This window comes from Melioribacteraceae bacterium, assembly GCA_030584085.1.
Taxonomy (GTDB): Bacteria; Bacteroidota; Ignavibacteria; order Ignavibacteriales; family Melioribacteraceae; genus SURF-28.
Window position 1 is genome coordinate 774,549 of the sequence record CP129490.1, and the last position, 13,492, is coordinate 788,040.

The 13,492-nt window shown below is 34.9% G+C and carries 14 protein-coding genes; 10 read left to right on the plus strand and 4 right to left on the minus strand.

The features are described from left to right. Positions 1-22: 22 nt before the first annotated feature. The gene (locus QY331_03530) at positions 23-295 is read left to right on the plus strand and encodes a DUF134 domain-containing protein (protein ID WKZ70327.1); all 273 of its coding nucleotides are present in this window, start codon (positions 23-25) and stop codon (positions 293-295) included. Positions 296-307: 12 nt separating this feature from the next. Further along, entirely contained in the window at positions 308-709 is a 402-nt protein-coding gene (locus QY331_03535) for a NifB/NifX family molybdenum-iron cluster-binding protein (protein ID WKZ70328.1), read from the plus strand. 133 nt (positions 710-842) lie between these two features. On the opposite strand, the gene QY331_03540 is transcribed toward QY331_03535, so the two are convergent. After that, positions 843-2,381: an AbgT family transporter gene (locus QY331_03540; GenBank protein WKZ70329.1), complete on the minus strand. Its 1,539-nt coding sequence runs from the start codon at positions 2,379-2,381 to the stop codon at positions 843-845. A gap of 137 nt (positions 2,382-2,518) precedes the next feature. Between QY331_03540 and QY331_03545 the strand changes: the two genes are divergently transcribed. Continuing rightward, positions 2,519-4,255, plus strand: coding sequence for a hypothetical protein (locus QY331_03545; protein ID WKZ70330.1), 1,737 nt, complete (start codon positions 2,519-2,521; stop codon positions 4,253-4,255). Between the two features lie 82 nt (positions 4,256-4,337). Here QY331_03545 and QY331_03550 read toward each other — a convergent pair whose 3' ends face one another. After that, positions 4,338-4,796: a hypothetical protein gene (locus QY331_03550; protein ID WKZ70331.1), complete on the minus strand. Its 459-nt coding sequence runs from the start codon at positions 4,794-4,796 to the stop codon at positions 4,338-4,340. Between the two features lie 83 nt (positions 4,797-4,879). Beyond that, positions 4,880-5,095, minus strand: coding sequence for a hypothetical protein (locus QY331_03555; protein ID WKZ70332.1), 216 nt, complete (start codon positions 5,093-5,095; stop codon positions 4,880-4,882). Positions 5,096-5,200: 105 nt separating this feature from the next. On the opposite strand from QY331_03555, the gene QY331_03560 reads away from it, so the two are divergent. The 7 genes from QY331_03560 to QY331_03590 all read left to right on the plus strand — a co-directional run bounded on the left by QY331_03560 (position 5,201) and on the right by QY331_03590 (position 11,993). Further along, a complete protein-coding gene (locus QY331_03560; protein WKZ70333.1) occupies positions 5,201-5,620 on the plus strand; it encodes a hypothetical protein in 420 nt (139 codons plus the stop codon). A gap of 19 nt (positions 5,621-5,639) precedes the next feature. Continuing rightward, entirely contained in the window at positions 5,640-8,900 is a 3,261-nt protein-coding gene (locus tag QY331_03565; protein ID WKZ70334.1) for a PDZ domain-containing protein, read from the plus strand. Positions 8,901-9,013: 113 nt separating this feature from the next. Then, entirely contained in the window at positions 9,014-9,826 is an 813-nt protein-coding gene (locus tag QY331_03570; protein ID WKZ70335.1) for an alpha/beta hydrolase-fold protein, read from the plus strand. Then, a complete protein-coding gene (locus QY331_03575) occupies positions 9,801-10,301 on the plus strand; it encodes a cupin domain-containing protein (GenBank protein ID WKZ70336.1) in 501 nt (166 codons plus the stop codon). Before QY331_03570 ends, QY331_03575 begins: the two co-directional genes overlap by 26 nt. Before the next feature lie 276 nt (positions 10,302-10,577). Next, positions 10,578-11,198: a hypothetical protein gene (locus QY331_03580; protein WKZ70337.1), complete on the plus strand. Its 621-nt coding sequence runs from the start codon at positions 10,578-10,580 to the stop codon at positions 11,196-11,198. Positions 11,199-11,349: 151 nt separating this feature from the next. Next, on the plus strand, positions 11,350-11,592 hold the full coding sequence (locus QY331_03585; GenBank protein WKZ70338.1) for a DUF6364 family protein: 243 nt from the start codon (positions 11,350-11,352) through the stop codon (positions 11,590-11,592). Further along, positions 11,589-11,993: a PIN domain-containing protein gene (locus QY331_03590; protein ID WKZ70339.1), complete on the plus strand. Its 405-nt coding sequence runs from the start codon at positions 11,589-11,591 to the stop codon at positions 11,991-11,993. The genes QY331_03585 and QY331_03590 overlap by 4 nt, the downstream gene beginning before the upstream one ends. A 42-nt stretch (positions 11,994-12,035) precedes the next feature. Here the strand turns inward: QY331_03590 and glnA are convergent, their stop codons facing one another. Then, on the minus strand, positions 12,036-13,418 hold the full coding sequence (glnA, locus tag QY331_03595; protein ID WKZ70340.1) for a type I glutamate--ammonia ligase: 1,383 nt from the start codon (positions 13,416-13,418) through the stop codon (positions 12,036-12,038). Positions 13,419-13,492: the final 74 nt, after the last annotated feature.

The following is a 13,492-nucleotide window of genomic DNA, read 5'->3' on the forward strand; positions in this document are numbered from 1 at the left end:
GAGCATATGCTCATAATTAAATATGCCAAGACCATGTAAACATAGAAGAATAAAATGTAATCCCGGCTCAAATTATTTTAAACCGAGAGGCATTCCCATGCATAATCTTGAAGAGGTGGTTTTAGAAAGAGACGAGTTGGAAGCAGTTAAACTTGCAGATTTTGACGGACTCAAACATGAAGAAGGTGCGGTTAAAATGAATATTTCACGAGCAACTTTTGGAAGAATATTGGAAAAAGGTCGGTATAAAATTGCCGAATCAATAATAAAAGGTAAAGCTATAAAAATAAATTAAACGAGGTGAGTTATGAAAGTAGCAATTGCAACTGATGATTATAAATCGGTAACCGGACATGTTGGAAGATGTAATGGTTTTCTAATTATTACAGTTGAAAATGGTGAAATAAAGGAAACTGAAAAACGTGAAAACAATTTTACAAATCACGGAAGGGGAAATCATGAACATGTTTCCGGACATGGTCATCATGACAGCGAAGAACATAAAAACGGTCATCAAAGACTAGCTGATGGAATTAAAGATTGTAGTCATCTTATCTGTCATGGTGTTGGTTGGAGACTTGTTGAAGACTTAACTTTAGCAGGAATTAAACCAATATTGACTAATGAAAGTGATACAATTACTGCTGCAATAAAACTTGAGAACGGCACTTTAGATATTTTAGAAGATGCCGAATGTAGAGCTCATTAAATTTAATAACATGTCGTATTGCAAAGGTTGATAATCAATCTTACAATACGGCATTTAGAATTCACGTAAAGATTTTTATTCGCCCATTCTCAGCTTCTCCTATTCATCAATTCTCCTAGAAGAAAGAGATTTTTTACGGTTGCATAACATATTCAAGAGGTGCACCCGGCCCGATCGGTAGTCCTATACTTATCCAAATAATTAACAGTAAACTCCACGTAATCAAGAAGATAATCGAATACGGCAACATTGTCGCAATTATTGTCCCGATTCCGGCATTCTTATCATAACGCTGGAAGAATGCTACAATCAATGCAAAGTAGGACATCATTGGCGCGATAATATTTGTCACGCTATCACCAACTCGATATGCTATTTGTGTAAACTCAGGAGAATAACCTAGCAGCATAAACATCGGTATAAATACAGGAGCCATAATTGCCCATTTAGCAGAGGCACTTCCCATAAATAAATTTATTATTGCACTTATTAATATAAATGAAAGAGTTAAGGGAATACTTCCCAATCCTAAATTTTTAAGTACACCAGCTCCTTCAATAGCGAAAATTAATCCTAGATTAGTCCAATTAAAAAATGCGACAAATTGAGCGGCAAAGAAAACAAGAACAATATAGGAACCTAAAGTTTCCATTGCTTTTGACATTCCTTTAATTGCATCTCGATCACTTTTGTAAGTACCCGCACCTATCCCATAAGCAACTCCCGCAACAGCACCACCTAAAAATATAAAGGCAACAATTCCTGACATAAACGGTGATCTAAGTAAATCACCTGTTTCCGGATTACGTAAAAACCCATCCGCGGGAACTGTTCCCCATAACAAAATTGCCAGGAATGCTAATGAAGCTAGCAATGCATATTTCAAACCTTTCTTTTCTTGAGGCGATAGTCTTTTTAACTCTTCACGTTCAGCATCGCCTTTATACTCACCTAATCTAGGAACAATTATTTTCTCGGTTATCCAAGTTCCGATAGCAGCAAGGAAAAATGTAGAAACAAACATGAAGTAATAATTTGCTGCTGGGTTAACAGTGTAATCCGGGTCAATAATTCTAGCAGCTTCTTCAGATAGTCCGGCTAGTAAAGGATCGATTGTTCCAAGCAATAAATTAGCACTGTAACCGGCAGATACCGCGGCAAATGCAGCTGCCATTCCGGCAAGAGGATGTCTTCCAACGGATAAAAATATTATTGCTGAAAGAGGGACTAATAAAACATAGCCGACTTCACTGGCAGTATTAGATAAAATACCGGAAAATACAATAACAAATGTGAGCAGTTTCTTAGGAGCAGATAACACTAATAATCTTAAAGTCGCTCCAATCAATCCACTTCCTTCGGCAACTCCTATTCCAAGCAATGAAACTAATACAGTGCCGAGAGGTGCAAATGAAGTGAAGTTTGTAACAAGTCCTTTTAATATTTTATGTATTCCGTCGACAGAAAAAAGATTAACCGGACGAATCAATTCTCCTGTTCCGGGATGTACAACTTCTAAATCAAATAGACTTGCAATACCGGATAGAACGATAACTACAAATGCTAAAAGAGCAAATAATGTGGTCGGATCCGGTAAAGCATTTCCGCCTCGTTCAATAACGGTTAGAAACCTATCCATTACCGATTTTTTCTGAACATTCTCAGTTGACATTTAATCCCTTGTTTAATGATGAAATTTTAACGATAAATTGCGTAAAGATATAATTTTATGGGCAAATAGAAAATTTAATCGGATGCAACTTTTGATAAAATCTCACGTCTAAAAATTCAACAAACAATGGAGTTTTTATGCAAAGGCATAATTCCGGACAAAAAATTTGGTTCACATTTTTAATGTCGTTTTTTGTTTTTGTTACAACTGCAAAGGCACAAAACGAAATTAATCTTAGTGATATTGAACCAGGTTATGTAGAATATGGCGCTTTTTCACTTACCAACGATGGTGAGGTTAGAGTTACAGGAAACGTTGCCGGCTTCGAAAAATGGGGTCAAAAAACTTATTTCTATGGATGGATTCTCGATGCTACTTCTCGAAATGTTGTTTGGCACATGCTTGATATTAGAGATATCCGCGATCAATTGAATGATCGTGATTTTGTAAAAGTTGATGAACGTGTGAAACTTAATTCCGGATTGTATGAGGTTTATTTCACCGGCGGAGCAAGTTCAAACAATATAGAAATTAACGGAATAAAGGGATTTTTCAGAAAAATTTTCGGGGATGATCAAAGAGAATTTAGAAGAAGATATCGTGACGAATTATTTTTAAAAGTAACAGGAGTTTCGGGGGGATTCTCAGTTATCGATAAAAATAAATTTGCTAACGATCTATCTAAAAGTGCCATTCTAAGTGTCATCAGAACCGGTGATAACGAGTATGTCAAAAAACCATTTGCCCTGAAAGGCGAAACAAAACTGCGAGTCTATGCCATTGGTGAAGGTACTGGTGACAGAATTTTTGACTATGCATGGATTTATAATGCTTCCACTTACGAAAAAGTTTGGCAGATGAGTACTCGACGTTCCGATTATGCCGGCGGTGCGGATAAAAATATTATGGTTGATGACGATATAACTTTACCTGCCGGAAATTACATTGCTGTTTATGTGACAGATGATTCACATTCTTTTAATGAATGGAATCAAATGCCTCCGGATGATCCGCAGTTTTGGGGATTAACAATCTGGCCTGCGACAGATAAAGATGCAAAAAACATCACAGCTTTTGACCAAAGTGAAATCAACAAACCCTTTATTGAAATTATAAGAGTACGAGATAATGAATTCCGAAAGGAGGGTTTTACTCTTAAAAAAGATATGGAAATAATTATCCATGCTTTCGGTGAGGGATATGATAAAAGAAGACTTTCTGACTTTGGTTGGATTGTAAATGCTGAAACCGGTGAGAAAGTTTGGCATATGGAAAAAGCAAGTATTGAATATGGCGGCGGTGCCGAAAAAAATCGTATGGTGCATGAAACAATCAAACTGAAAAAAGGAAATTACATTGTTTATTATTCAACCGACGGTTCGCATTCTTATGAAAAATGGAATGCCGCACCTCCATTTGATCCCGAAAGATGGGGAATCTCACTTTGGACTGTAAATAAAACTGACGAAAATAGTATATCTTTATTCGATCCGGAAAACTTTCAGAGTGAAAAAGTAATTTCACAAATAGTAAGGGTCGGTAATCGTGCTTATGAAACCAAATCCTTTAAAATCGACAAAACACAACAAGTCAGGATTTTAGCAATTGGTGAAGGTTCAAGCGGAAGAATGTATGATTACGGCTGGATTGAAAACACGGATACAAAAACCATAATCTGGGAGATGACTTACCGGAAAACCGATAGTGCCGGGGGAGCATCCAAGAATAGAAAATTTGACGGCATAATAACATTATCACCCGGAAATTATAAACTAATCTATGAATCCGATGACTCACACTCCTACAGAGGTTGGAACTCGACCCCACCTCACAATCAAGAAATGTATGGTATTACTCTGATGAGAGTTGAATAATTATATTATTTCGGAAAATCCCGCATCATTTAAGATGTGGGATTTTTTATTATTTAGTTTCTTCTTGAATTCGGATATTGTTTTATTGATGATAAGATCTGCGTTCCAAGGTTGTGTTTTTTAAGCTCGTCACAATCCGAATATTCGTAATTCTTGACTCGTTACATTTTTTATTATTAACAATGATGTATCTAATATTTTTGGGTTTATTAGCAGTGGGTGATAAATTCCTTGAACTTGTAACAGTCACATTATATTCCTTTGGTTGATCATGTTGCGCGGCTGTTTTGCGTGAGAAAGTTGGTGCTGAATAAGTGTGAACAATTACATTTTTATTTTTTGTTAAATTTTTTGAAGTCAGCTGTCGATTATGATTGTTTATGTATTCACGTATATGTTTTCTTTTTTCGTGTAAATTTTCATCTTCCGGTTTCCGATTTGAGTCAGAGAATCTGGCAAACAAATACGAAAAACAGATCACAATAATTAAAGCAATCAAAATATATATGATTACTGTTGCTATCTGGGGTATTAAATCCATCGTTCCTATATGAGATTAACAAAGATATAATTCAATTAAAGTGCCAGTAAATTTGCGTTTTGGGGGAAATTTAGAATGATGAATTAGTTGGATTGTGTCTCATTATTATTATTTAAACTTTTTTGAGACAAATTTTTGGAATGAATTTGACTGTTTTCTTGAATACAAACTTCACCTTTGCAGCATTCTTCAATATTAGTTCCGCAAATTCTGCATTGCCCGTGACCATGAACCCATACAATTTCGGTGAATTGACCGCACCAATTGCAGATAGTTTTAGAAGTAAAATTGTCTTTCATCCTGAAACCGGAATTGTTTATAAGTGTATCAATAATACAATTAATTTTTTTTCAAATGACCAAATTTTGTTATGTTCCATGTCCTATAATAAATAGAAGAGGGAAATGAAACTAAACGTTATTGACCGAAGTAATTATCTCAAAGGACTTCTAGTCCTAATAAGCAAAGATAAAAAAATCTCCGAAGATGAAAAGAATTTCATAATGAGTATCGGTAATAAATTAGGGTTTGATAAAGAATTTACCGAGGAAGCAATTGATACACTTTTAGATAATGAATACATCTCTCAAGAACCACCATTGTTTTCAGATCAAGAATTTGCTAGAAGTTTTATAGAAGATGGAATTTCAGTCGCAATAACAGACAATCAGTTCAGTCAACTCGAAATCGGATATTTAACATCAATTGCAAAAAAGAATAAAGTTGACAATCAATGGTTGGTACAGCAGCTCTCAACAGCTGAGCATGCTTCAAGTAATGAAAGTTTTTATATACCTCATTTATCAGTAGAAAAATATCTTTAAATAAAATAAAGGAACCCAAATGAAAAAGATGTTATTCGTCTTTCTTCTTTCTTTTTCTTTCATCTCGATTCTGTATGCGCAAGATGAAGGAAGAATTTTAAGATTCCCCACAATTCACAATGATCAAGTTGTGTTTACCTATGCCGGTGATCTTTACACCATCAATGTTAATGGTGGAGTTGCAAGAAAACTAACAACCAGTGTTGGAGTCGAAATTTTCCCAAGATTTTCAAACGACGGTAAATGGATTGCATTCACCGGTCAATATGATGGCAATACAGAAGTTTATCTGATTCCATCAACAGGTGGAATTCCTGAAAGAATTACTTACACCGCAACTTTAGGAAGAGATGATGTATCCGATAGAATGGGTCCTAATAATTTAGTAATGGGATGGACTCCAGATGATAAAAATGTTTTATTCCGCTCAAGAATGTATGAGTTCAATGATTTTAAAGGACATCTTTTCTTAGCTCCCGTTGATGGCAGTCTTCACAAACAATTACCTTTACCCAGAGGCGGCTTTGCGTCTTATTCCCCGGACGGAAAAAAGCTAGCATATAATAGAATATTTCGTGAATTCAGAACTTGGAAGAAATATCGTGGCGGTATGGCTGATGATATTTCTATTTATGATTTTGAAACTAAACAAACTAAGACAATTGCTGAATCACCTGCACAAGATATTATCCCAATGTGGCATGGTGATAATATTTACTTCTTATCCGACCGTGATGAGAACGCAAGAATGAACTTATACGTTTATAATTTAACGAACGGTGATACAAGAAAACTCACAAACTATACAGAGTTTGATGTGAAATTTCCGTCGCTCGGCAACGATGCAATCGTTTATGAAAATGCAGGTTACATTTACAGATTCGATCTAGCTTCCGAGACGAGTAAAAAAGTTGAAGTACAATTTGCTGAGGATTTTGCGATAAGTCGTCCGACAATGAAAGATGTCAGCAAAGAAGTAAGTAATTACGAAATTTCACCCGATGGAAAAAGAGCATTGTTCGGTGCAAGAGGTGATGTATTTACGGTTCCAGCTAAAGAAGGTATAACGAGAAATTTAACTGAAACTTCCGGAGTGCATGAAAGAGGTTCTAAATGGTCACCGGATGGAAAATATATTGCTTACATTTCCGATAAATCAGGTGAAGATGAGATATATATAATTACGCAAGATGGAAGTAGTGATGAAATTCAAATCACAAATCAAGGCGGTGCATACAAATGGCAATTAAGCTGGTCGCCCGATAGCAAGAAAATATTATTCTCCGACAGAGAATTAAAACTCTATTATGTTGATGTTGACTCAAAAAATGTCACTGAAGTTGCTAAAGGTGAAACCGGTAGAGGCATGTTCGGTTCATGGTCACCGGACAGTAGATGGATAACTTATTCATTACCAGAACATAGAAAGATGAACAGAGTTTGGGTTTATTCTTTAGATGAAAATAAGAGTTATCCGATAACAGATGAATGGAATAATTCCAGTTCGCCGATATTTTCTGAAGACGGAAAATATATTTACTTCGTTTCCCAAAGAGATTTTAGTCCAACCTATAGTTGGACAGAGTGGAATCATGCTTATCAAGATATGAGCGGTATTTATTTAATTACACTCTCGAAGGAAACCAAATCACCATTCGAACCGAAAAATGATGAAGTATCAATAAAATCCGATGAGAAAGATTCAAAGAAAGACGAGAAAAAAGATTCTAAAGAAGAATCAAAAGATGTTAAAATTGATTTTGATGGAATAACTGTTAGAACCGTAAAAATTCCAATTTCGCCATCAAATTATTTTAATCTAACTTCGGTTGGAAATAAAATTTATTACATGCGTAACGGAAGTAAAGACAGCAAATCAGTTTTCTTATTATATGATTTAGAAAAAGAAAAAGAAACTGAACTTGGAAACATTAACGGTTATGAAATATCAGCTGACGGAAAGAAAATGTTAGCCGGTGCCAACGGTTCATATTATATAATTGATTTACCAAACGGCAAACTAGATCTTTCGGAAAAACTGGATCTTTCAGGTTTAACAGTAATGTTAAACAAACATGATGAATGGAATCAAATTTTTCATCAAACAGCTCGTGCTGTTAGAGATTTCTTCTATGTTGAAAATTATCACGGACTAGATTGGAACGCCAATGTTAAGAAATATGAACCTCTCCTTGAAGATGTTAACCATAGAATTGATTTATCATACATTATGGGTGAAATGGTAGGCGAATTAAATGTCGGTCATGCTTATGTCGGTGGCGGCGATTATGATAAAGCTGATAGAATTAAAACCGGTTTACTAGGCGCTCAAGTTGAGTTGGATAAATCAGGTTATTACAAAATTACTAAGATTCTTGACGGTGCAAATTGGGATAAGTCGCTTCGTTCACCTTTACAAGAAATTGGTGTTAATGTAAATGTCGGTGATTACATCATCGCAGTGGATGGAAAGCAATTAAATGAATCAACAAATTTATTTGCCGAACTTGTAGGCAAAGCAAATAAACAAGTTGTATTGACCGTGAACAGCAAAGCATCAAAAGACGGCGCAAAAGATTATACTGTAATTCCAACCGATAATGAACATGATCTTTATTATTACAACTGGGTAAAAGATAACATCGAAAAAGTGAACAAAGCTACCGATGGAAAAGTTGGATATGTTCATATCCCGGATATGGGAGTTGGCGGTTTAAATGAATTTGTAAAACGATATTATCCTCAACTCGGTAAAGAAGCGTTAATAGTTGACGTTCGCGGAAACGGTGGAGGAAACGTTTCACCTATGATTATAGAAAGATTACGCCGCGAAGCTATTATGATGGACAATGTTAGAAATAATAAACCATCACCCGATCCTGATGGAATGGTTGTAGGACCAAAAGTAATGTTAATTGATGAGTTCTCCGCTTCCGATGGAGACATTGTAAATTACCGTTTCAAACAATATGGTCTCGGACCAATAATCGGTAAAAGAAGCTGGGGCGGAACGGTTGGAATTTGGGGTTCGCTGCCATATTTGGATGGCGGAACAGTTATGGTTCCCGAAGCCGGTCTATTTGATCTAAACGGAAAAGATTGGCTGATTGAAGGAACAGGTGTTCAACCTGATATAGTAGTTGATAACGATCCCGCAAAAGAATGGGAGGGAATTGATCAACAATTAAACAGAGCGATTGAAGAAATTCAAAAACTCATGAAAGAATATCCAACAAAACTCCCCGAAAAAGCACCCGATGGTGATATAAAAGTAAATTAATTTCATCTAGAGAGATTCCATCTTTCCACAAGATGGAATCTCTTTTTCTTTTTTCCATTTGATACATATCTCATTTTAATTTATACTTACCATCCCAATAGATAAAATAATTAATGAAAGACCCGGCATTGATTACAACTTACAATAATGTTGATGAAATAATTGGTCACCACGAATTACTTCATGAATATTATAGTATTAATCTCAAAAACGAACGTGATATTATTATTTGGTTTCCGCCTTCTTATCAATCCAGTTCAAAAAGATATCCGGTGCTTTATATGCATGACGGGCAGAATTTATTTTCTCCTTCAACGGCTTTCATAGGTAAAGATTGGCGAGTTGATGAAACGGCTACTAACCTTATCAATCAAAGAAAAATTGAAGAGTTTATTGTTGTTGGGATTTATAACAATTCGGAAAGATTGGAAGAATATAATCTTTGGACGGTTAAAGGTAAAAAGTACGCAAGTTTTATTATGCGCGAATTGAAACCGTACATTGATGAATCCTACCGCACGAAAAAAGATAGATTAAATACTTTTATAATGGGTTCATCACTTGGTGGATTATATTCATTTCAATTAATATGGAATTTCCCAAGCATATTTTCAAAAGCAGCGTGTCTATCAAGTTCGTTCTGGGTAGAAGAAAAAAAGATATTTAAAGAAATTAAAAATGATAAAACTCCTTTAAAGGATATTTCTTTATACATCGATTGCGGCAGTGAAGAAGAAAAATTAATTGATGATTCAAAAAATATGATGAAACTCTTAGAAAAAATAGGTTATGTGAAAAATCAAAACTTGTTCACTCATATTGAAAAAGGCGGGAAGCATACCGAAGAAGACTGGGCAAATAGATTACATATTCCATTTACAAAACTATTCCCGAGGAAAAATGATTCCAGCATCTACATTGGTTGAAAAATTGGATTTGCAGCCGCATCCGGAAGGTGGATATTTCAAAGAAGTTTACCGTTCCGATGAACTTATAAAAGTTGAGGGATTACCTGAACGTTATTCATCCGAAAGATGTTTTAGCACTTCAATTTATTACATGTTGGTAGGCGAACAGTTTTCCGCATTTCATAAATTACAATCGGATGAAACTTGGCATTTTTATTTAGGCTCACCGATTGTCTTACATTTAATTTCGTCGGAAGGGAATTATTCTAAAATTATTCTCGGACAGAATATTACTGAGGATGAAAATCTACAATACACAATTCCAAGAGAAACATGGTTTGCCGCGGAAGTAAAAGACAAAACTACTTATTCGCTTGTCGGATGTACAGTTTCACCCGGATTTGATTTTGCTGATTTTGAAATGGGAGATCGAAAAACACTTCTTGATAAGTTCCAGCAGCATCAAAATTTAATTAAACAATTTTCACAATAATTATTTCGTGAGTTTTAGTCCTCGGATAGTTGTTATAAAAGATATTTGAGCTTCTAATCCTTTTTAATAATATACTCTTGTCTTGATTTATTTTATTCATTGAGCTAGTTTTCTAATACAATCAATTCCTTGCTAGAGACATTTTGATATAATCTATATTCAAATTTCTCTCCTCCTTTACAGCGCTTCTCCCAAGGACATATAATCATTTTTCAGGTTTGTTTAATCACCTTAAGTGTTTTTTTAAATAGTTCATCTAAATTCCTTGGAGGTACCGTGCTTAAAAAAATTACACTATCAATTTGTTTAGTTCTTTTAGTAGTTATTTCAACGAGTGCTCAAAACTCAGGAAAGCATGAACATGATGGATTTTTTATGAGAATTTTGGTAGGTCCATCATACACAACTCAAGTTTATGATGGTGCCCCTTCAGAGATGGAAGTAAAGGGAGTTTCTGCATCTTTCGGTTTTCAAATTGGAGCTACAATTGCTGAGAATTTAATTGCTTTCGGCGAAGTAAGCGGGTCAACAATCACAAATCCGGATATTGAAATTAACGGTACAGTTCACGAAACCGATGAAACTAAATCTTCAAGTTTCGGTTTCGGAGGTGGTATGACATATTATATCATGCCGCTAAATTTTTACTTTACCGCATCTGTGTTAGCTTCCAAAATGAAAATGGAGTACACAAAAGGTTCGGTTAAATATGAAGGTGAATCCGATATGGGAATTGGTGTTTTTGCCGGTGTAGGGAAAGAATGGTGGATTGCTGATGATTGGGCTTTGGGAGCTTGTGCATTTTTCTCTTACGCTAATGTCCCGGATAAAGGTAGTTCCGATATTACTATTGCTTGCACAACTTTTGGAATTGCTTTTTCAGCTACCTTCCAATAGTTAACAAATTATCTATTCGAAAATGTAGTGAACGCAAATTTTGCGTTCACTACATAAATAATTTTTACAAATTAAAGAGAAAATCCAATTGCTAATAAAAATAACTTGACGTATATTAATTACAAAATGTACGTCAGATTTAGGGAAATCTATGCAAACAAAATTAACTTTAAGAATAGACGAAAAAGTAATCGAAAAGGCTAAAAGAATTTCTCGTAAACGAGGAAAGTCCATTTCAAAAATGGTTTCGGATTTTATACAAAATGAAGATCGCAAGGAGAATGAATCCGTAGAAGTTTATCCGCCAATAACCAAGAAATTAAAAGGACTAATTAAAGAGAAAGAATTTAAGAAGGATGATTACTACAACTATCTTGAAGAAAAACATAAATGAGAATATTACTTGATACAAATATTGTTCTCGATCTGCTGCTTGATAGATATCCTCATGCAGAAAATGCTGCACAATTATTTACACTTATCGAAAAAAAGAAGTATTCTGGATTCTTATGTGCTACTTCTATTACTACGATTAATTATTTTCTTCAAAAGTCTTTGGGTAAAAATAAAAGTCGAGAAATTATTAATGACGTATTGAATCTTTTTGGAATTGCCGAGGTCAATAAAAAAGTTTTGCAATCAGCTCAAAAATCTAAATTTAATGATTTTGAAGATGCAGTAATTTACGAGGCAGCACTAGCAAGCAAAGTTGATGCAATTATTACAAGAAATACAAAGGATTTTTCACGCGCGAAAATAAATGTTTATTCACCAAAAGAATTTTTAGATGAGTAAACGTAGTGAACGCAAAGTTTGCGTTCACTACATAAATAATTTTTACAAATTAAAGTACATCTTATATTCGAACGGATGAGGCATCGTTCCGATTGCCTTTACTTCTTCATTCTTAATCTTAAACCACTGATCAAGTAACTCGTCCGTAAAGATATTTCCCCTCTTTAAAAATTCATTGTCAGCTTTAAGTGCTTCAAGCGCTTCGGTTAAGTTGCGAGGTAAGAAATGAATTTTGTCGATGTGTTCATCATTCAAGAAATTTTTGTCATAAGGTCCGAATCCTTCCTTAACCGGATCAATTTTATTTACAACCCCATCAATTCCCGCAAGTAAAATTGATGATAAACATAAGTATGGATTTGCAGTTGCATCGGAAGGTCGATATTCAAAACGAGTTTCATCCGGATTCGAAACATATTTTGGAATTCTGATTGCACTTGCTCTATTGCCTTGTCCGTATGTTAGCGCAACCGGAGCTTCAAATCCCGGTACTAATCTCTTATATGAATTTGTGCTTGGATTTGTGAATGCAGTTAATGCCGGTCCATGTTTCAAAATACCGCCGATAAAATACAAACCGAGTTCGCTCATATTTCCATAAGCGCCTTTTTTATAGAAAAGATTTTTACCGTTCTTTGTTAAATATAGATGAACGTGCATTCCGTTTCCGGCTTGATGATACATTGGTTTAGGCATGAAGGTTACAAATAAATCACGCGATCTTGCAAAATTGAACAACGCGTATTTTGAAGTAACTATATTATCGGCTGTATCTAGTAATGTTGAAAAATATGTCTCAATTTCTTGCTGACCTCTTTCACCGACTTCATGATGATGATACTTAACATCTATTCCAAAGTTTTTTAAAATTTTACATGCTTCATCTCTAAAGTCATCGTAAATATCAAAAGGATTTGCAGCGTGATAAGCTTTACCGTGAAATTCTTCTTCATGCTCGACTTTGTAATATGATGTTGCTGTTCTTGTATCATACTCAACGTTTGAAAAAATATAAAATTCAAATTCCGGTCCCCACCATGATTGATCGGCGCCGGTTGTTTTCTTTAATAATTGTTCTGCTTGTTTTGCAATGTGTCTGCCATCTTGTGAAAAAGGTGAACGCTTTTCATCGGTTAAAACTATGTGGGAATAAAAGCTCATTGTCGGTGCTTCTCTGAAAGGATCAACAACTGCTGTATCAAGATCGGGAATTAAAATCATATCACTGTTTTCAACTTTCCTAAATCCATAACTTGATCCGTCAAATCCAACACCTTCTCCCATTAATCTTTCCATAATATCATCCCGAACTGGTAAAGAGATGTGATGAAGTCTTCCTGCTAAATCGATCGCTTTTAAATCGATAACTTCAATTTTCTTTTTCTTTAATTCACTTTTAATTGATTCGATAGTTCTTTTAGCCATACCTTCCTCAGTGTTATTTATATAGACAAAAATGGGCTGTCAAGAATTTATAAATTCCGGACAGCCCCAATTGT

Bases quoted from the DNA above. Each gene is read 5' to 3' on its own strand.
- QY331_03570 (WKZ70335.1), top strand. From the start codon at position 9,014: ATGAAAGACCCGGCATTGATTACAACTTACAATAATGTTGATGAAATA.
- glnA (WKZ70340.1), bottom strand. From the start codon at position 13,418: ATGGCTAAAAGAACTATCGAATCAATTAAAAGTGAATTAAAGAAAAAG.
- QY331_03560 (WKZ70333.1), top strand. From the start codon at position 5,201: ATGAAACTAAACGTTATTGACCGAAGTAATTATCTCAAAGGACTTCTA.
- QY331_03565 (WKZ70334.1), top strand. From the start codon at position 5,640: ATGAAAAAGATGTTATTCGTCTTTCTTCTTTCTTTTTCTTTCATCTCG.
- QY331_03585 (WKZ70338.1), top strand. From the start codon at position 11,350: ATGCAAACAAAATTAACTTTAAGAATAGACGAAAAAGTAATCGAAAAG.
- QY331_03575 (WKZ70336.1), top strand. From the start codon at position 9,801: ATGATTCCAGCATCTACATTGGTTGAAAAATTGGATTTGCAGCCGCAT.
- QY331_03550 (WKZ70331.1), bottom strand. From the start codon at position 4,796: ATGGATTTAATACCCCAGATAGCAACAGTAATCATATATATTTTGATT.
- QY331_03590 (WKZ70339.1), top strand. From the start codon at position 11,589: ATGAGAATATTACTTGATACAAATATTGTTCTCGATCTGCTGCTTGAT.
- QY331_03555 (WKZ70332.1), bottom strand. From the start codon at position 5,095: ATGAAAGACAATTTTACTTCTAAAACTATCTGCAATTGGTGCGGTCAA.
- QY331_03540 (WKZ70329.1), bottom strand. From the start codon at position 2,381: ATGTCAACTGAGAATGTTCAGAAAAAATCGGTAATGGATAGGTTTCTA.
- QY331_03535 (WKZ70328.1), top strand. From the start codon at position 308: ATGAAAGTAGCAATTGCAACTGATGATTATAAATCGGTAACCGGACAT.
- QY331_03530 (WKZ70327.1), top strand. From the start codon at position 23: ATGCCAAGACCATGTAAACATAGAAGAATAAAATGTAATCCCGGCTCA.
- QY331_03545 (WKZ70330.1), top strand. From the start codon at position 2,519: ATGCAAAGGCATAATTCCGGACAAAAAATTTGGTTCACATTTTTAATG.